Annotated in this window: 2 protein-coding genes; both read left to right on the top strand. The window is 47.7% G+C overall.

The window, feature by feature from the left end:
* Window positions 1-50: 50 nt before the first annotated feature.
* On the top strand, window positions 51-13436 hold the full coding sequence (locus tag NLX74_RS20415; RefSeq protein WP_254329804.1) for an SDR family NAD(P)-dependent oxidoreductase: 13386 nt from the start codon (window positions 51-53) through the stop codon (window positions 13434-13436).
* A 31-nt stretch (window positions 13437-13467) separates the two neighbouring features.
* Entirely contained in the window at window positions 13468-22341 is an 8874-nt protein-coding gene (locus NLX74_RS20410) for an SDR family NAD(P)-dependent oxidoreductase (protein ID WP_254329803.1), read from the top strand.
* Window positions 22342-22389: the final 48 nt, after the last annotated feature.

The following is a 22389-nucleotide window of genomic DNA, read 5'->3' as shown; positions in this document are numbered from 1 at the left end:
ACAGCCAACACGATATTTGTCCTATTTCATACAGCTAGGAGGACATGTTTATGGATTCAAAAGATATTTTTCGTGCGGTGCAAGCAGGGGAAATAAATTATGAAGATGCTGAAAAACAATTGCTTCAATTTATTGGCGAGCTCCCGGATGAATCATTGGAAGCCAGTCCACAGGAATTATCAGAAGGACTGGCTTTCACGTTGCAACCATTGGACAGCTTCCACAGGCCGGAGGATGGGCAGGAGATAAGCGCACCCCAGATAAAGGTACAGTCTGTGGTTGAATTGCAGGAATTTGAGCACGGGATTGTCATGTTGAAAATGAAGGACACGGTGCACAAAAATACATTTTCCGATGAACTGATTATTGGCCTGAATGAGGCATTCAAGACGGTGCAAGCTAACGAGAATTATAAAGTTGTGATTCTGACGGGATATGACACCTACTTTGCCACAGGAGGCACCCAAGAGGGATTGCTGGCTATCCATGAGGGAAAGGCGAAATATAGCGATACCAATGTTTACAAGATTGCTTTGGATTGCAAGCTGCCCGTCATCGCTGCTATGCAGGGGCATGGGATTGGTGCTGGCTGGTGCATGGGGATGTTTTGCGATTTTATCGTGATGAGTCGGGAAAGCATCTATACTACTAACTTTATGAAGTACGGCTTTACCCCCGGAGCGGGTTCAACCCTGATTTTCCCTGAGAAATTCGGGGTTAGTATGGCACAGGAAATTTTATTTACAGGTACTAGATATAGCGGTTCGGAACTGGAAACCAAAAGGGTTCCTTTTCCAGTTGTATCGAGGAATGAAGTAGTGCCGTACGCCATGCAGCTGGCAAGAAAACTGTCCGAGTCTCCCAGGGAGTCATTAATTGAGCTGAAAAATCATATGGCTCAATCGATAAGAGAAAAGCTGGCGGCTACTATTGAAAAAGAAATAAAAATGCAGGATAAAACGTTTGTGAATCAGCAAGAGGTTAAAGAACGGATTCAATTTGCCTATGGACAGCTGCCGAATAGCAATGATTCCCACAAAACGGTCAAGCATGCTGATTCTAAAAAAGCTATGCCAGATATTCCGCGCGGTCAGGAACATAAGGAGTCTATCGCGATTATTGGTATGGCAGGGCAATTCCCCGAATCCAAGACTTTGGCTGAATTTTGGGACAATCTGGCTCAGGGAAGGGATTGTATATCGGAAATTCCTTCAACGCGATGGTCAATCGATGAATATTACGATACCGATCCCAAGGCTCAGGGAAAAACCTATAGCAAATGGATGGGTGTTTTAGAGGATGTAGATAAATTTGACCCGTTGTTCTTTAATATATCCCCTGCTGAAGCAGAGATGATGGACCCTCAACAGCGCCTGTTTCTTGAAAGCAGCTGGAAATGCATTGAAGATGCCGGATTGAATCCAGCCTCACTGTCGGAGAGTCGATGCGGTGTTTTTGTAGGTTGTGCAGCCAGTGATTATGGGAGGTCCATGAGTGGGCAGGGGTTAAATGCGCAGGTTCTCATGGGAGGGTCTCCTTCAATTCTATCCGCTCGGATTTCGTATCTGCTAAATTTGAAAGGTCCTTCTTTGGCTATTGATACCGCGTGCTCTTCCTCTCTGGTGGCCATTGCTGAAGCCTGCAACAGTCTCCTTTTAGAAACAAGTGACCTTGCTTTGGCAGGCGGAGTCATGATTATGGCTGGTCCGGGAATGCATGTTATGACTAGCAAGGCAGGAATGCTGTCCAAGGATGGACGGTGCTTTACCTTTGATGCCCGTGCAAACGGGTTTGTCCCCGGAGAAGGAGTTGGGGTCATGTTATTAAAACGGCTCTCTGATGCAGTCAGAGACAAGGACTCCATATATGGAGTTATTCGCGGATGGGGAATGAACCAGGATGGAAAAACCAACGGAATAACTGCTCCAAGTGTAAATTCACAAATCTCGCTGGAAAAAGACGTATATCGACGGTTTAACATTCATCCCGAAACCATCTCCATGGTCGAGGCCCACGGGACAGGAACAAAGCTGGGTGATCCTATCGAGGTGGAGGGACTTACGGAATCATTCCGATCCTATACAAGCAAGAAGGGTTATTGCGCCTTGGGGTCACTGAAAAGCAATATGGGTCATATGATGACTGCGGCCGGGGTGGCCAGTGTGATGAAAGTGCTGCTGGCCATGAAGCACCGCCAATTGCCGCCTACCATCCATTTCGAATCCTTAAATGAACATATTTCTCTGGAGGATAGCCCGTTCTACATTAGCACCGGTCTGCAAAGCTGGGAGCCCGAACCGGGAGTACCCCGGCGTGCGGGCGTAAGTTCCTTCGGATTTAGCGGCACTAACGCTCATATGGTTATTGAAGAATATGTTCCTGTAGTCTCTGCGGTGAATCTACCCCCAGTGGGTAAAGACAACCCGGGACTATTTGTGCTGTCCGCTAAAAGTGAACAATCCTTGAAAACCTATGCAGCAGATATGATGAATTTTGTTAAGTTGCACGAAAGCGTTAATCTGACGGACCTGACCTATACCTTGCAAGTGGGAAGAGAGGCTATGGACTGGCGTCTCGCGTTTTTGACGGATTCAAGAGAAAATCTGATAGATGAACTTGAACTTTTTATTAACGGAAGCTCGTCGGAAAAAGTGCTGATCGGCCGTGTGAACTATGCAGGGGACAGAATCGAACTCTTGGATTCGGACGAAGACACCGGAACCCTGGTTCGGGCCTGGACTGAGAAGAAAAGACTTGATAAGGTAGCCAAATTGTGGGCCAATGGCGCAAGCATTGAATGGGACGCACTTTATGGAGATATCAAGCCCAGACGAATCAGTCTGCCGACCTATCCTTTTGAAAGGGCACGCTATTGGTTATCCGAAACGGGCACTGGACAAGGCAGTATAAATCCAGCTATGACTGCCCAAATTCATCCTTTATTGCATCAGAATATTTCCGATCTCTCCGGACAACGTTATAGCTCTACTTTTACAGGTCGGGAATTTTTCCTGTCAGACCACAGAATCAAGGCTCAACAAACATTACCCGGGGTGGCTTATCTCGAAATGGTGCGAGCAGCTGTAGAAGAGGCAGTGGGGGCTGTAGTAGAAGGCGAGACACATATTCGGCTAAAAAATATCGTATGGGCCCGGCCTGTGGTTGTAGCAGACGGACCGGTGAGGGTACTCATCAGTCTATATCCCCAGGACAATGGAGAGATTGCGTTTGAAATATGCAGCGGGATGGAAGGAGCCGACGCTGAGGGCATTATACACAGTCAGGGAGTCGCTGTGTTGGAGAGGGCGGGCGAGCTACAGTATCTGGACCTGAATGTCTTACGGGCAGAATGTACCCGTACACCACTTTCTTCAAGCCAATGCTATGAAGCTTTCAGAGCCATGGGGATAGACTATGGACCGGCACACCGTGGCATTGAGGCAATCTTCCGAGGAAAGGATTACGTGCTGGCCAAGCTGTCCTTACCATCCTCTGTACTCCATACTCAAACTGAATTTGTTCTGCACCCGTCTTTGATGGATTCAACTTTGCAGGCCACAATCGGCTTGGTAATGGGTTCGGAAGAAAATTTGCCTGTAGGCAAGCCTGCGTTACCCTTTGCTTTGGAGGAACTGAAGATATCCGAAAAATGCACTCCAGAGATGTGGGCCCGGATCTCTCACGATGGGAGTGAAGAGACGTCGAATGGATTAAGTAAGGTGGATATTGATCTGTGCGATGAGAACGGAAAGATTTGCGTGCAGTTCAAAGGACTTTTATCCAGAGCGTTGGAAGGAGATGTGGGACAAGCCAGCATCACTGAGGATATGGGTACACTGATGCTTGAACCTGTCTGGCAGGAGATGCCTGTCACCGCAGGGGTGAACGCAAACGAAGATATCCGGTATGTTGTGATCCTGTGTGAAGTGGATGGTATCGCCAGGGAGGATATTGAAGCCCGCATGGATGGTACTCGCTGCCTTGTTTTACAGTCTTCCAGCGCGGATATGGACGGTCGGTTTCAAGATTATACCATTCAGATATTTGAAGAATTGCAAAGCATCCTGCTGGACATACCCAAACAGAAAGTTTTGATACAGCTTGCAACCCACGCTCGGAAGGACCAACAGGTTTATTCCGGGCTCTTTGCAATGCTGAAAACCGCTCAAAAAGAAAATCCGAATGTCATGGGTCAGTTGCTTGAGCTTGATGTGGAGGATGATGTCGAAGGAATCATTGAGAAACTACAAGGGAACCGGAGTGGCCGGTATAACGAACGGATATGGTACCAAGGGGACAAACGACAGGCTTTAATATGGCAAGAAATTGAAGCCTTACGTGAAGATGCAGACCTGCCGTGGAGAGATGGTGGGATCTATCTCATTACTGGTGGCTTAGGCGGTCTGGGGCTTATTTTTGCCAGAGACATTGTGCGCAATGTGAAAAACTCCATCATCATATTGGTGGGTCGGTCATCACTTTCTGCGGACCAAAAGGCTCAGTTAAACGAACTGAGAGCGCTGGGTGGTCATATAGAGTACCAACAGGCGGATGTGGGCCACAACGAATCGGTTACCGGGCTAATTCATGGCATCGTCGAGCAATTTGGCGGCCTTAACGGTATTTTGCACACAGCCGGAGTGATTCGGGACAACTTCATCATCAAGAAGACTAAAGAAGAGGTTAGAGAAGTGCTGACTCCGAAGGTCTCAGGGGTGATGAATCTGGACCAGGCCAGCAGAGACCTGCCCCTGGATTTCTTTATCTTATTTTCTTCGGGCGCAGGAAGCCTTGGCAATGTAGGACAGGTTGACTACTCCGCTGCTAATGGCTTTATGGATGCTTATGCCTCCTATCGAAATGCTTTGGTGACAGCAAAGCAGCGCCAGGGGCAAACGCTGTCGATAAACTGGCCTCTGTGGAAGGATGGAGGCATGCATGTCGACCTGGAAACGGAAAGGGCGATGCAGGGCCTAGGCATGATTGCCATGCAAACGGAGAGTGGAATCAAAGCTTTGTATCAAAGTCTGTCTTCCGGCAGAAGTCAGGTTATGGTGATCGAAGGATATCCCCAAAGGATTAAAGCGGCAATTTTAGGCCAGCTCTCGGAAACTGATGTCTCAGGCCGATCTGTAATGGAAAGCGAGGGAGCACCGCTTATCGGAGAAGAATGGCTAAGGGAAAAAGCGGAGGGTTATTTGAAAACGGTACTTTCAACCGTGATCAAGCTGCCCGCTGAAAGTATAGATGTAAATGCACCAATGGACAGGTATGGGATTGACTCCATACTGGTTATGCAGCTTACCAATGAATTGGAAAAGACTTTCGGCTCACTACCGAAAACATTATTTTTTGAATACCAAAATCTCCGGTCATTGACGGGTTATTTCCTTGAAACGTATCGCGGTCGGCTGATTGATGCTGTAGAAGCGACAGAGAAGAATACGGCTCCTGATGCAGGCCCGAAAGCACCTATAAAAGCAACCATAGAGCCTTTGACTTCGATATCGACTAATCGTAGGCGCCCATGGCTTCTCCCGACAGGTATACAGCCACATCAGGAGAAGAAGGCACTAGACATTGCAATTATCGGCGTGTCTGGAAGATATCCGGGAGCACTAGGTATCCGAGAGTTCTGGGAAAACCTAAGGGATGGAAAGGATTGCATTACAGAGATTCCCAAGGGGCGCTGGGATCACAGTCTGTACTTTAATGAAAACAGAGGCAAGCCTGGGAAAACCTACAGCAAGTGGGGAGGGTTCATCGATGGGGTGGACTGGTTTGACCCGTTGTTTTTCAATATTTCGCCAAGGGAAGCGGAAACGATGGACCCGCAGGAGCGCTTATTCCTGGAATGCGTTTATGAAACGATAGAGGATGCAGGTTATACGAGAGAAAGCCTTTGTGCAGAGCGGGAGCTTGGCGGCATAGAAGGCAATGTCGGGGTTTACGTTGGAGTGATGTACCATGAGTATCAACTCTATGGAGCCCAGGAACAAGCCAAGGGGAGGATGATTGGACTTTTCGGGAATGCCTCGGCGGTTGCCAACCGGGTATCGTATTTTTGTAATTTTCAAGGGCCAAGTATCGCTGTAGATACTATGTGCTCCTCGTCACTGACATCAATTCATATGGCCTGTCATGGACTACAGCATGGAGAATGCGAACTGGCAGTAGCAGGAGGGGTCAACGTCTCCATCCATCCTAACAAATACCTATTGTTGGGACAGGGAAGTTTTGCATCAAGCAATGGGAGATGTGAAAGCTTCGGACAGGGAGACGGATATGTACCAGGAGAAGGAGTCGGAGCTTTGCTGCTCAAGCCATTAGCCAAAGCTATAGCAGACGGAGACCGGATATATGGAGTTATCAAAGGAACTGCAGTGAACCACGGGGGGAAAACCAACGGCTATACCGTACCTAACCCCAACGCACAGGCCAGTGTGATTGGTCAGGCAATTAAGGAGGCAGGAATCAACCCCAGAACCATCAGCTATATAGAAGCCCATGGAACAGGAACTCCACTGGGAGATCCGATTGAAATTGCAGGCTTACAAAAGGCTTTCCGTAAATATACCGGGGATAAGCAGTTCTGTTCAATCGGGTCGGCGAAGTCTAATATCGGGCATTGTGAGAGCGCTGCTGGTATCGCCGCGGTGACAAAGGTGCTTTTGCAGTTGAAATATAAACAAATCGTGCCTTCGCTACATGCAAGTACCTTAAATCCCAATATCGACTTCAGCGATAGTCCCTTTAAAGTTCAGCAGGGGTTAGAAGAGTGGAAAAGACCTGTAGTTGCCATCAACGGTGAAACCAGAGAATACCCAAGGGCAGCAGGAGTGTCGGCCTTTGGTGCTGGGGGCTCTAACGCTCATGTGGTCATCGAAGAATATATTCCAGAAGAAGCTAGTCAGCAGCAAGCTGCTCCTGCGTCCCTGAATCCTGTCATGGTCGTGTTGTCAGCCAAAAATAAGGAAAGGCTGGACGAGCAGGTGCAAAGATTGCTGTCTGCAATCAGGGAACTGAATGACCCGTATACAAGTCTCTCAGATATCGCCTATACGCTGCAAATCGGGCGGGAAGCAATGGACGAACGTCTGGCGATCATTGCAAAATCCATCCCAGAGCTTGATTGGAAATTGGAAGGCTTCCTGCAAAAAAAGGAAGGCGTAGAAGAGCTGTATAGAGGACAGGTAAAGCGTAATAGAGGAGGGCTTGTCACTCAGGAAGTCGATGAAGATATGGCTAAAATGATTGATGCATGGGTGGACAAAGGGAAGTATGGAAAGCTCGCTGAACTTTGGGTTACGGGACTGATTTTGGATTGGAACAAGCTTTATGGGGATGTGAAGCCTCGTAGGATGAGTCTGCCAACCTATCCTTTTGCCAGGGAAAGCTATTGGATACCCGTACTTGAGGAAAAGAGCGCCGCAATAACAGAAGCCGCTTCGTCCCAATCTTTCTTTTTAACACCTTTACTGCATCAAAACACTTCAGACTTTCTGGAGCAGCGGTTCAGTTCAACGTTTACAGGCGAGGAATTTTTCCTCAAGGATCATGTTGTTAAAGGCCAAAAGGTTCTGCCTGGCGTAGCCTATCTTGAGATGGTACGGGCGGCTGTAGAACGTTCCACAGGAGATATGGACAACAGCACAACAGGAATCCGTTTGAAAAATGTAAACTGGATTCGGCCCATTGTGGTGGACAACCAGCCAGTTCCTGTACACACCAGGCTATTCCTGGAAGACACCGGAAAAATAAGCTTTGAAGTGTATAGCGGGCAAGTAGGAAGCGAAAGAGGGCATACCGTGCATAGCCAAGGTGATGCGGTGCAGGTTTGCGTAGAGCAAAAACCGAGACTAAATCTTAAGGCGTTACAGGAAGATTTTGGTCAACACAGGTTTAACGGATCGCAATGTTACGAAATCTTCGAGGAAATGGGTATGGATTATGGCCCGGCATACAGATGTGTGGAGAAAGTATATACACATTCGGGCAGGGTGCTAGCCGAGCTGGCATTGCCTTCCTTCATTTCTAATATGGCGGACAGCTTGGTCCTTCACCCCAGCTTGCTGGATTCGGCCTTGCATGCATCCATCGGGTTAATCATGGGCCAAGAGAACGGAGGGCTACCGGGTAGCGCTGTAGCATCTACGCCTCATATGCCGTTTGCCCTCCAAGAGATTGAGATTTATGGGGCATGCACCCCGACCATGTGGTCGTTGATTCAATACAGCGAGGGCAGCAAGAAAGAGGACAAGGTACAGAAGCTTAATATTGACTTGTGTGACGAGGAAGGAACTATTTGCGTCAGAATAACAGGATTATCTACCCGGGCGCTGGACGGAGAAATCGGCATTGAAAATGCACAAGGCGCAGCGGCAGGAGAAAGTGCCGCCGACCCGCTTGTGGGATCTGTAATGCTCATCCCGAAATGGGACCCGGCTGCTATAAAAAAAGATGTCGTTTCCCCCTCACCGACAGACCGATTGGTCATTGCAGGTGGTGCTGACAAAGACAGACAGGCCATCCGGGAGTATTATCCTAGGGCGCATTTCTTGGAGCTTCAAGCGCACGATTCCATTGAAACAGTAGCCTCAAAGGTAGAAGAATATGGAGCCGTTGACCATATTCTGTGGATTGCACCCTGTGCTTCCGTCGAATCGGTGACTGCTGAATCCATGATCAAGGAACAGGAGCAGGGAGTCCTTCTCTTCTTTAGAATGGTCAAAGCGATGCTTTTATTGGGATACGGGACGAAAAAGCTAGGCTGGACAACGATAACCAATCAAGCTCAGCCGATGGATCAGAACGATACAGTCAACCCGACTCACGCAAGTCTTCATGGGCTGGTAGGCACCATGGCCAAAGAATATCCGAACTGGAAAATCCGTATCCTTGACCTGCAATTCGATGATGACTGGCCGCTATCCGATATATTTACGCTGCCTTCAGACCGGCAAGGACGGATGTGGGTTTTCAGAAATGGGCAGTGGTATCGGCAGCAATTGATTCCATTCAAACAGACTTCAGGTTTAAAAGGACAGACGCTATACAAAGCCAGAGGCGTCTATGTGGTCATCGGGGGCGCCGGCACTATCGGAGAGGCTTGGAGCAAGTATATGGCCTGTACCTACCAGGCTCAGATGGTGTGGCTAGGCAGAAGGCAAAAGGATGCCTCTATCCAGGCCAAACTGGACGGATTTGAAGGCCTGGGACCTGTTCCATGCTATATCACGGCGGATGTAGCAGACGAAAGGGAGCTGCAGCGGGCATATGAGGAAATAAAACAGCGGTACTCCAACATAAACGGTGTGGTCCACTCAGCCATTTCATTTTTGGAGAAGGGCTTGGAAGATTTGACGGAGGAAGAGCTCCGGTCAGGGCTTTCAGCAAAGATTGATGTCAGTGTACGCATGGCTCAGGTCTTCCAAAATGAGCCGTTGGATTTCGTATTGTTCTTCTCTTCCATGATTACCTATGTAAAGAATCCGGGACAAAGTAGCTATGCTGCCGGAAGTACCTTTAAAGACGCGTTTGCGCATCGTCTTTCGCAGGAATGGCGTTGTCCGGTGAAGGTCATGAACTGGGGATATTGGGGGAGCGGCGAAAACAATGCCTCCGAAAATGGACGGCAGGAGGTAGAAAACTACTCCAGACTGGCGCAAATAGGTGTTGGGCTCATTGACCCGCAGGAGGGGATGGAGGCGCTTGAGACGCTTCTTGCCTCACCGATCGACCAAATGGGGCTTATGAAAACAACAAGACATCTGGAGATGGAAGGGACTAATCCGACAGAAGAGATTGATCTCTACCCGCCTAATTCGGCTCCGAACCTCAGGGATTTACAGGAAAATATTGCTACAGCAGTACAATCAAGAAGCCATTTTATCGAAAATTATGCCGCAGACGATATGAGCGATCTCCAGGAAAGGGAGATGGAACATCTCCTACACAGGTTGTTGCGGGAGCAGCTCTTGTCCATGGGGTTATCAGGGACAGATCGTCAGTCTGTCGACGAGTTCAAAATTAAACTCGGACTTCCTGAGCTATATGGCAAATGGCTAAAAGAGAGCATGGAGATTTTGGCACAGATGGATAACGACCTATCAGGTAGAGATTCCAGCTTGACGGATCGAGATGATGTCTGGCAGGAATGGGAAGAGCGCAAGCGTACTTGGCTGCAATATCCGCAGATGAGAGCAAGGGTCAATTTGGTTGAGACAACGCTACGAGCTTTACCGGTAGTGCTTACCGGAAAATCGCCTGCGACCGAAATCATCTTCCCCAATTCCTCAATGGAACTAGTGGAAGGAGTTTATAAGAACAATCTGGTTGTGGACTACTTTAATGAGGTACTTGCCGATACTACTGCCGCTTATATCCAGGAGAGGATTATGGCCGACGCCGCTGCAGAAATCAGAATTCTGGAAATCGGCGCGGGCACCGGAGGGACCAGTGCTACGCTATTCCTGAAATTACGCCCATATCGCAAACACATTCAGGAATATTGCTATACCGATATTTCCAAAGCCTTTTTGATGCACGCTGAAAAAGAGTATGGGCCGCATAATCCGTATCTCAGCTATCAGATTTTTAACGTTGAAGAACCTATTGCCGGGCAAGGTATTGAGACGGGGAAATATGATATTGTCATTGCCGCTAATGTACTTCATACCGCAAAAGATATCCGTCAGGCATTACGTAATGCAAAAGCGGTTTTGAAAAGCAACGGCTTGCTCCTGCTCAATGAAATCACAGGTAGTAGCGTGTTTACCCACCTTACCTTCGGATTGCTAGATGGTTGGTGGGCGTATGAGGATCCGGAATGGCGTATTCCTGGATGCCCAGGGCTTCACCCTCAAATATGGGAAACCGTATTGGACAAAGAAGGTTTCCATGCAGTGTTCTTCCCGGCGCAAGAGGCGCATGATTGGGGCCAGCAGATTGTTGTAGCCCAAAGCGATGGCTTGGTTCGGCAAAAGCGACAGCACAAACGAAGATCAATAATGATAGAGAAAAGAACCGTAGAAACGGTATCAGTGAAACAACGAACTCAACCCAAAATAGAGGTAGAACATGTGCTGCGTGAAAAAAGTACGGCGTACTTTAAACATTTGCTTGGTGAGACGCTAAAAATGGAACCGGGAAGTATCGACTCAACGGTTGCCTTGGAAGAGTATGGAATTGACTCGATATTGGTAGTGCAAATCACAAATGTTTTGCGTGAAGTCATCGAGGATTTTGCCAGCACGCTGTTTTTTGAGTACAACACCATAGATGATCTAGTAGCATACCTTCTTCAAACGCAAAAGGACTCGTTGAAGAAGCTGGTAGGAATGAAGGAACAGGAGTTGACCGAAGAGACTTCCAGAGTTGAAGAGGGCCCTGCTTCGCAATTACTCGCTACTGTCCCAATGAGGTTTGACCGGGGAGGGCGTTTCCTTAAGCCTTCTGACAGCACAATGGAAAAGCCAACGACACGATCCTTCAATATCAGGGATGTTGCGATTGTTGGGATGTCAGGACGCTATCCGGGAGCTCGTAATATAGAGGAATATTGGAACAATCTAAGAGAAGGTAAAAATTGCATAACTGAAATTCCGAAAGACCGTTGGGATTGGAAGACCTACTTTGACCAAGAAAAAGGGAAAAGGGGCACAATCTATACGAAATCGGGTGGTTTTATCGAAGGCATTGATTTATTCGATCCGCTATTTTTCAAAATTTCTCCCGCAGAAGCCGAAACAATGGACCCGCAGGAAAGACTGTTCCTGGAAGCGGCATATGCAAGCATAGAGGATGCTGGGTATACCCCTGCCAATCTTTGTGAGAGTAGAAGAGTCGGTGTATTTGCAGGCGTTATGAACGGAAATTACGGTTTGGGACCTCAATATAATTCCATCTCGAACCGGGTTTCCTATCATTTGGATTTCCAAGGTCCGAGTATGTCCTTAGATACCGCTTGCTCTTCCTCATTGACGGCGATCCATTTGGCTTTGGAAAGTCTGTATAGCGGTACAAGCGAGTGTGCCATTGCCGGGGGAGTCAACTTAATTGTAGATCCTATCCACTATATCAAGCTGTCGGCTATGACGATGCTTTCTAAAACGGGTGAATGTAAGTCATTCGGAGACCAGGCAGATGGATTTGTCGACGGAGAGGGTGTCGGCGCGATTGTATTGAAGCCGCTGGAGAAGGCCATTGCAGATGGCGACCATATTTATGGAGTTATCAAAGGGAGCATGCTTAATGCTTCAGGTAAAACCAGCGGTTATACAGTACCTAGCCCTCAAGCTCAATCCTGGTTGATTGAAGAAGCGCTCCAGCGTGCGGATGTCGATGCAAGGACAGTTAGTTATATTGAAGCCCACGGAACCGGTACAGCTCTGGGAGATCCTATTGAAATTGCAGGATTGACAAGGGCTTTCGAAAAATTCACAAAGGATAAGCAGTTCTGCGCCATAGGGGCGGTCAAATCGAATATAGGCCATTGTGAGAGTGCAGCAGGCATTGCAGGAGTGACTAAAATATTGTTGCAGCTTAAGCACAGCCAGCTAGTACCATCCTTACATTCCAGGAAGTTGAACCCTGAAATTAATTTCAACAATACTCCATTTATCGTTCAGCAAAGCCTGGAGGAATGGAAGAGACCGGTAATTACAAGCGATGGAATCACAAAAGAATATCCAAGACGGGCTGGAATATCGTCTTTTGGTGCAGGCGGGGCAAACGCCCATATCGTGATTGAAGAGTATATTCCCGAGTATCAGGAACAGTCTGGAACAGAATCTGACTCTCAGGGACCTGCTATGATCGTATTGTCAGCCAAGAGCGAGGAGCAGCTTAAGGAAAAGGGACGGCAGCTACTGAATGCTCTTCAGGGTCAGCTATCCTCCGCAAGCCTATCGGATATTGCTTACACGCTTCAGGTGGGACGCGAGGCGATGGAGGAGCGTTTAGCCGTACTTGTGGAATCTACCGCAGAGCTTGAGGAAAAATTAAAGAGTTTTGTGGATGGACGTCATAACATGCTCAACCTATATAGGGGACAGGCTAAACGCAACAGAGAATCGTTGTCTATTTTTTCGGGGGACGAAGACTTGCAACAAATGATCGATCTTTGGATTTCCAAAAAGAAATATACCAAGCTTTTGGAGCTGTGGGCCAAAGGGATAAATTTGGATTGGAAAAAACTTTACACAGGGAAGATGCCTCACCGTATCAGCCTGCCTACCTACCCTTTTGCTAAAGAGCATTACTGGACTTCTGAAAGCAAGGATCAAGTAAAAGCCTATACATTATTTTCGCAAGGTGAGAGCGATGTAGACTTTGATGATATATTGTGCGGCAGACTCTTGGATGAAATGATGAACGATACCCTGTCTGTTGATGAGGCTGCCAGTGAAATCCTCAATATATGTATACGTAAATGAGAAGTTTCTACGTGCTGGGAGGCAATAGAAGATGAAGGACTTTTTTCAATATATTCTAGGCGAGGTAAAAAGCGGACGGATACAGAAAGAGGATGCCATTGTAAAAATACGCCAATTTCAAGCTCGAATGGCTTCGCATGAGACCCCGCAAAGCGGAACAAGGACTTCGGGGTCATTGGCGGGTACGGGAGTCCTTATGCTTGAGCCTTTCTGGAAAGAGCAAGTTGCTCTCCAGAAAGTGGCACGCCCTGAATTTAGCCAGCATCTGGTGGTACTTTGCGAACTGGATCATTTCGCAGAGCGCAGCATTGAATCGCTCATGAAAGGAACCCGTTGCATCAAGCTGCATGCCAGCCAAAGCAGCATGGATGAACGCTTTCAGACGTATGCCCTCCAGCTGCTCACGGAAGTACAAATGGTTCTCACAGAGGAATCCAAGGGTAGCGTACTGATACAGATTGCAGTTTCCGCACAAAGCGCGCAGCAACCTTTCGCAGGACTGTTGGGATTACTGCAGACAGCTGAGAAAGAAAACCCGAAAATCGTAGGGCAATTCGTAGAATTGGAATCTGTAGGTTTGGAAGAGATGATTGAGAAATTAAAAGAGAACAGTCAATATCCAAAGGATAAAAGGATACGGTATGAGGATGGCAAACGTCTGGTCCTCGGCTGGAACGAGATGAAACCCACCGAGACAATGGGCAGAGTGCCCTGGAAGGATCGGGGGACTTATTTGATTACAGGCGGTGCAGGAGGTTTAGGACTTATTTTTGCGGAGGATATCGCGCAGCGAGTCAGGGAAGCCACGCTAGTTCTTGTAGGCCGTTCAAATCTGGACGAAGGTAGACAGGCCATATTGGAGAGGTTGAAGGCGCTGGGGGCCCGCGTTGAGTACAGACAGGTAGATGTTGCACGGAAGGAAGAGGTCTCCAAATTGATCCTTGAGATCGGGGAAGAGTATGGAGGCCTTGATGGTATTCTTCATAGTGCTGGAGTAATACAGGATCGTTTTATTATGAATAAGACACAGGAAGAGTTCGCGGAAGTAATGGCACCAAAGGTTGCCGGACTGGTGAACTTAGATCAGGCGACCAAGGAGCTACATCTTGATTTCTTTATTCTCTTCTCCTCAATAGCTGGGATTATGGGCAACCCCGGTCAAGCCGACTATTCTGCCGCAAATGCCTTTATGGATGCCTATGCCGCGTATCGAAACAGCCTTGTATCCTCAAAGGAGCGCAAAGGGCAGACGCTATCTGTCAATTGGCCTCTCTGGAAGGACGGAGGGATGCATGTGGACAATGACACGGAGAGGGCTTGGCAAAGTATTGGCATGGTAGCTATGCAAGCTTCAAACGGTATCCAGGCTCTATATAACGGTCTGGCCGCTGGTCTAAATCAGTTATTGGTCATAGAAGGTGAGCAATCCAGATTGCAAAAGTATTTCTTGGAGTCCCAACCGCAGGAGAAAGAATATGTTGAAGAGTCAGCTTCTTCAGAGGTGAATCTTGAACTGCTTCTGGAAAAAACCTTACATCAGCTAAAACTGTTGTTTGGAGAAGTTACCAAGCTGAGCATTGACAAGATTGATGTCAGCGAGCCTTTGGAGAGCTATGGCATAGACTCCATCATGATTACAAGGCTTAATCAAAAGCTGCAGGGGATTTTTGGAGAAATATCAATGACCTTGTTTTATGAATATCAGACGTTGGAAGCAGTGGCCGAATATTTTATTGCTGATTATCACAAGGAATGCGTACGGTGGACAGGAATCGGAAGCCCGATAAAGACGGAAGAGAAATCCGTCTCCATTTCCGCAACCTTGCATGCTGCCAGCGAGTTTTCTTTGTCACCCCTGCCAAAGGAAGAAAACAATCGTATCTGCAACACGGCTACTAGCAGAGACCGTGTGAAACACGAGCAAATAGCCATTATTGGTATAAGCGGACGATATCCGCAGGCCAAAAATATGGAAGAGTACTGGAGCAATCTGGAACAGGGCAAAGACTGTATAACAGAAATTCCTGCGGAACGCTGGAAGAGGGAAGGTTTCTACTGTTCCGACATCAAAGAAGCGGTTGAAAAGGGCAAAAGCTATAGTAAATATGGAGGATTCGTGGAGGATTTTGCAGATTTTGATCCTCTCTTCTTTAATATATCTCCCCGGGAAGCAATGAGTATGGATCCTCAGGAGCGAATATTCCTGGAAGAATGCTGGAAGGTTTTCGAGGATGCAGGATATAGCAGAGAACAGCTCGCCGAACAGTATAATGGCCGGATTGGCGTCTTTGCAGGAATTACCGGAACGGGGTTCAATCTATATGGACCAAAGCTGTGGGAACAAGGACAACTCGTCTTTCCGCGAACCTCCTTCAGCTCGGTAGCCAACAGAATATCCTATTTCTTGAACTTAAAGGGGCCCAGTATCCCGGTTGATACCATGTGCTCTTCCTCATTAACTGCAATCCACGAGGCCTGTGAGCATATCTTTAACGGTGAATGCGAAATGGCTGTTGCTGGAGGAGTCAACTTATATCTTCATCCTTCAAGCTATATCTTTCTCAGTACGATGAGAATGCTATCGCCTGAGGGACGGTGTAAAAGCTTTGGGGAAGGCGGGAATGGATTTGTCCCTGGCGAAGGTGCAGGGGTCGTGCTGCTCAAACCTTTATCACGAGCCATTGCAGACAAAGACCATATCTATGCGGTTATTCGGGGAACCCGTATCAACCATGGAGGAAAAACAAACGGGTATACCGTGCCTAACCCGGTAGCACAGGGTGAACTGATTAGAGAGGCTTTTGATAAAGCAGGCGTAAATGCCCGGGCAGTCAGTTATATTGAGGCCCACGGTACTGGAACGGAGCTCGGCGATCCTATTGAGATCACCGGGCTTACCCAGGCATTTAAGAAAGATACGCAGGACACGGGGTTTTGCGCTATTGGCTCGGTAAAATCAAACATAGGCCATTTAGAGGCGGCCGCAGGGATCGCAGGCATCGCTAAAATTATCTTGCAAATGAAAAACCGGAAAATTGCTCCTAGCCTGCATTCCCAAAAAGTGAACCCTAATATAAACTTTTCCAAAACGCCATTTGTAGTCCAACAGGGGCTTTCTGAATGGGAGCGTCCGATAGTGGAGGAGGACGGCGAGCAACGGGAATACCCGAGGATCGCCGGGATATCTTCCTTTGGAGCCGGTGGGGCTAATGCCCATATCGTCCTTGAGGAATACCTCCCTGCGGAACAGGATGACTTTCAAAATGCCTTTACTTCTCCAAGACCGGTCGTCGTAGTTCTGTCGGCAAAAAGTGATGGAGCATTGAAGGAGCAGGTAAGCCATTTGGTTGCTGCAATGGATCGGAATGAGTTTTCCGATCACGATCTGGTGAATGTGGCTTATACCTTGCAGACAGGACGCGAAGCGATGGAAGAGCGCCTCGCTGTGGTCGTTGAGTCAGTGGAGGAACTTAGAAGCAAGTTGCGGGGCTTTATTGGAGGAAGACAGAGTATTGCACAGCTTTACCGGGGACAGGCCAAGCGAGACAAGGAGAGCTTGAACATGGCCTCAGAGGAGAAAACGCTCGATGAAAGGATTGATTTACAGATTCTAGCAGAAAAGTATGGCAGAATCTCAGACTTGTGGGTCAAGGGTGTCCGTATTGACTGGAGCAGACTTTACGGTAATGTCCAGCCCCGCCGTATCCCTTTACCCACATATCCTTTTGCCAGAGAACGCTATTGGATACATGTGGATGAAGAAAAGCCTGTCGCCAATGCGGCTGCATATCTACATCCATTACTGCATCAAAACACCTCCGTACTTTCTGAGCAAAGATTTAGTTCAACCTTTAGCGGCCAGGAGTTTTATCTGAAAAACTCCGTAATTTACGGGAAGCTTGTCCTGTCAGAAGCGGCATGCCTTGAAATGGTGCGGGCAGCGGTTGAGCAGTCGTTAACAGTACAGGAGAAGGGTCAGGCAAACATCATTATTAAAGATATTGTATGGACACATGCTCCCGCTATAGGAGATCAGCCGTTAGAAATACATATAGGGCTCTTTCCGGGAGATCAAGGAGCGATTGGCTTCAAAATCTACAGCAGATTAACAGAAGCCGGGGACCCTGTCTTACACAGCCAGGGTAGTGCCGAATTGGAGATGTTAAATGAAGCGAAAACGTGGGATATACAGGCTTTGCAGATGGAATGCTTTCAGCATGTTTCGCCTAGGATAGACGACGAAGCAGTGTGGGACATGGGAGCCGACGACAGTCTGGGACATCAGGCCAATGAACAAGTGCATATAGGACAGGGGTTAGTGCTGGCCAAGCTATCGTTGCCTTCCGGTATTAGGAATACTGAGGGCTTATTTGTTTTGCATCCCTTTATAATAAACGCTGCTTTGCAAATGCCGCCGGCATACTTGTTTTCGAATGATGAAAATATTATGCGGCCTTCAGGCATTGATTCTCTACAGAAAATACGGCCGACTGCCATTGAGGGACTCGAAATATTTCGGGAATGTCCCTGTGAAATGTGGGCGTTGATCCGGTATAGCAGAGGAAGCGGGGCTGGTCATAATACGCAGAAGTATGACATTGATTTGTGTGATGAGGCAGGCCAGGTCTGCGTGCGCATAAAAGGATGCTCCTACAAGGTAGTGGGCGCATGTGAGAAAACACCTGGTGCAATGATGCTCCAACCCTTCTGGAAAGAACAGGCGGTTGTTGCGGAGGACCCGATGGTTCCCATTTACGAACGACATGTGGTAATGCTTTGCGAAACAGATACCATTGCTGCAGGAGATATCGAGTTCTCCTTGGCAGGAGTGGAATGTATCACTCTGCAATCCGGTATGGAAGAGATCGATCGCCGCTTCGAAATGTATGCTGTCCAGGTTTTTGAAAAAATAAAAAGAATCCTGAATGATAAACCCAAAGGCAAGGTGCTGGTGCAGATTGTAACGATTCCTCAACATGAAAAGCTGCTCTTCGCTGGGCTGTGCGGCATACTCAAAACTGCGCAAAAGGAAAATCCAAAGATCCATGGTCAGTTAATTGAAGTTGAGGGTACAGAAAAAATGGCAGGGCTCATCGAAATACTAAAGACGAGCAGCCGACACCCTGCGGATAGCCGCATCCGGTTTGCAAAAGGCAAACGTTGGGTTCCTGTCTGGAGTAAAGCAGAAATGCCGTCAGAGACACCGGATATTCCATGGAAAGACCGCGGGGTTTATTTGATTACTGGAGGAGCAAAGGGTTTAGGTCTTATTTTTGCTAAAGAGATTGCGCGTCAGGCCAAGGAAGTGACTTTGATTCTTACTGGACGTTCCCTACTGGACCAGGACAAGCAGACCTCATTGGAGGAATTGAAGGCATTGGGCGCCCGGATGGAATACAGACAGGTGGATGTCACGCGAAAGGAAGCTGTGGTTGGCTTAATTGAAGATATCAAACAGACATACGGCGGAATCAACGGCATCCTACACAGTGCTGGAATAATCCAGGATAACTACATTATTAAAAAGACTAGCCTGGAATTCAGGGAAGTGCTGGCGCCCAAGGTTGCGGGACTGGTAAATCTGGACCAAGCCAGTAAGGACATTGCTCTTGACTTCTTTATCCTGTTTTCGTCAGGTTCGGGAGTGGGTGGTAATGCAGGTCAGTCTGACTATGCTGCCGCGAATGCTTTTATGGACGCATATGCCTGGTACCGCAATACCTTGGTATCCTCCATGGAGCGTACAGGCAAAACGCTGTCCATCAATTGGCCGTTATGGAAAGATGGCGGAATGCGCCCTGACCAAGAGACGGAGAAGGCCATGCAGAAGGTGGGTATGTATGCGATGAGGACAGAGACAGGAATGAGCGCCCTGTACCAAAGCATAGCCTGTATTTCGGATCAGGTCATGGTGATCGAAGGAGACGTAGATCTAATCAGCAACATGATGATCATGGAGGGACAGCTTGAAGAAAGCGGTAAAGCATCGCGGGATCAGGCGCTCGGGTCAGAAGCTAACATCGTTCCCTCCACAGCAAACAAGACAGAGTCCGGCCAAGAAGAAGACCTGTTGCGTGAAAAGACGGTCCATTACTTGAAGACTCTGCTTTCAACGTCCATCGGTCTGCCTGTATATCGAATCGAAGAGGATATCCCTTTTGAAAATTATGGGGTTGATTCTATAAAGTCTATGGAGTTGACCGACCAGCTGGAGAAAACATTCGATCAGGTATCGAGGACTCTATTTTTTGAATATCCGGATATCCGGAGTTTAACGGAATATTTTGTGGAAGCCTATCGAGACCCATTGATTGCTTTGTTTGGTATAGATCAGGTAGCGGTGGCAGGCGCGAAAGCTGACACAACTTTTGCAGCAAACGAGGAAGTGTCCGGCAGAGCAGAGGACCTGCTGCGTGAAAAGACGGTCCATTACTTGAAGACCCTGCTTTCATCGTCCATCGAACTGCCAATATATCGAATCGAAGAGGATACACCTTTTGAAAATTATGGGGTTGATTCTATAAAGTCTATGGAGTTGACCGACCAGCTGGAAAAAACATTCGATCAGGTGTCGAGGACTCTATTTTTTGAATATCCAGATATTCGGAGTTTGACGGAATATTTTGTGGAAGCCTATCGAGACCCATTGATCGCTTTGTTTGGTATAGATCAGGCAGCAGCTGCGGGTGCAAAAGCCGACACAACTTCTATAACAAATAAGGCAGTGTCCAGCCAGGAAGAAGAGCTACTGCGTGAAAAAATGACAAGTTACCTAAAGCGCCTGCTCTCTTCGTCCACTGGACTGCCGGAACACCGCATTGAAGAGGACAAAAACCTGGAAAACTATGGTGTTGACTCCATAAAGTCAATGGAATTAACCGATGAGCTGGAAAAAAACTTCGGACCGCTATCGAGGACCTTACTTTTTGAATATCCGAATATCCAGAGTTTAATAGAATATTTCCTGGAATCGCATCGAGGCGAATTGATTGAATGGTTTGGTATGGAGCAGGTAAAAGCCCCTTCTCCGATATTCCGTCATCTCCAATTTTCGGCAACCGAGGTAGAGCCTCCGGAGGAGAAGAAACAAGAAACAGGAGCGATGGACATTGCTGTCATCGGGGTGTCCGGGAAATATCCAGGTGCGGAAAATCTTCAGGAGTTCTGGAGCAATCTCCAAGAAAGCAAGGACTGCATTACCGAAGTTCCAAAAGATCGTTGGGAGCACGATCTTTATTTTGACAAGGAGAGAAACAAGCCGGGAAAAACCTACTGCAAGTGGGGCGGTTTCATGGAACGAATAAGCCTGTCAGAGCCAGCATTCTTTCATCTCACCCCCTATGAGATCAGTTTAATGGACCCGATGGAGCAACTCTTCCTGGGGATAATATGGAATTTGCTTGAAAGTGCAGGATATACGCGAGAGGCATTACAGAAGAAACACCAGAACAAGGTTGGCGTCTATGTGGGCGCTACGTATCACAAATACTGCTCCTGTGATATCGAACCGGACTCTGCTCAACGGGTAACATCGTTTGGGTCTGTTGCAGTCGCAAACCCCATGTCGCATTATTTCAATTTCCAGGGACCGAGCATATCCATTGATACGATGAGCTCTTCCTCAGCTGTAGCTGTCCATATGGCATGTGAAAGCCTGATCAGGGGAGAGTGTCAAATAGCGGTAGCTGGCGGGGGGAATCTATTGACCAGTCCCAAAAAATATATTGAATCCAGTCAAAATCAGTTGATTGGAAGTCATGAAGATAGCAGAAGCTTTGCAGATGGGGATGGGTACCTTCCAGCGGAAGGAGTTGGAGCGGTACTCTTAAAACCGCTTCATAAGGCTGTACAGGATGGAGATTGCATTTTAGCGGTTATTAAATCCACGGCAACCAATCATGGAGGACATAGCAATGGATATACAATCCCTAACCCCAATGCGCAGGCGCAACTAGTCGAAGAAAACTTTTTGAAAGCCGGTATAGACCCCCGGACGATCAGTTATGTAGAGGCAGCCGCAAATGGGTCTACATTGGGAGACCCTATTGAACTCGCTGCTTTGAATAAAGCATTCCAGAAATTCACGACCGAGCAGCAATTTTGTGGCATTGGCTCAGTCAAATCCAATATTGGGCATGCAGAAGCGGCTTCGGGGATATCACAGCTAACCAAGGTCATATTGCAATTGTGGCATCGAAAACTGGTTCCTACCATTAAGGCCGAGAAGCTTAACCCTAATATTAATTTCAGTAATACTCCATTTTATTTGCAGCGGGAAGTTCAGAAATGGGAGCAGCCTGTAATTGAGATGCAGGGAGAAAAACGGGAATTCCCGTTGCGGGCAACCGTAAGCTCCTTTGGTGCGGGAGGCTCTAATGTGCATTTCATTCTGGAAGAATATATCCCTTCAGAAAAAGACAACATTCATTTACGAGTGGCAGATCAGCCCGAAGTGGTGATTCTCTCGGATATAAACCGGGAGAGACTGATGGCGCTTGCCAATCAATTACTGGGATATCTGGAGCAGCAGAGCGATGATGCCTTACAAGATATTGCCTTTACACTTCAGACAGGTCGCGAAGCACTGACATGGCGGGCGGCAATCGTAGCGAGTACGCGGCAGGATCTACTCACGGGTCTTAGGGAACTTCTCGAAATAGCTGATAGCGGCAACGGACCCGAAGGGGCATCTATTCCTTTATTTATAGGAGAAAGCGTAGAAGACTCAAACACGAGTGCGCTTCTCTCAGGGAAAATAGGAGAGACCGTTTCTCAATTGCTGCTAGAGGAGAAAAACATGGAAAATATAGCGATGTATTGGACCCAGGGGGGCAGGATTTCATGGGAGGCACTCCATGAGGATAAAGATGTCCGCAGGATTCCCCTACCGATAACCCAGTTTTAAACATAAACAGGGAACCGATCACTATCAGATGGAAATTACAAATTATTC

This window comes from Paenibacillus sp. MZ03-122A, from assembly GCF_024213325.1.
GTDB classification, from domain to species: Bacteria; Bacillota; Bacilli; order Paenibacillales; family Paenibacillaceae; genus Paenibacillus; species Paenibacillus polymyxa_B.
The sequence above is the reverse complement of the archived record's forward strand: the minus strand, read 5'-3'. Positions and strand labels throughout refer to the sequence as shown.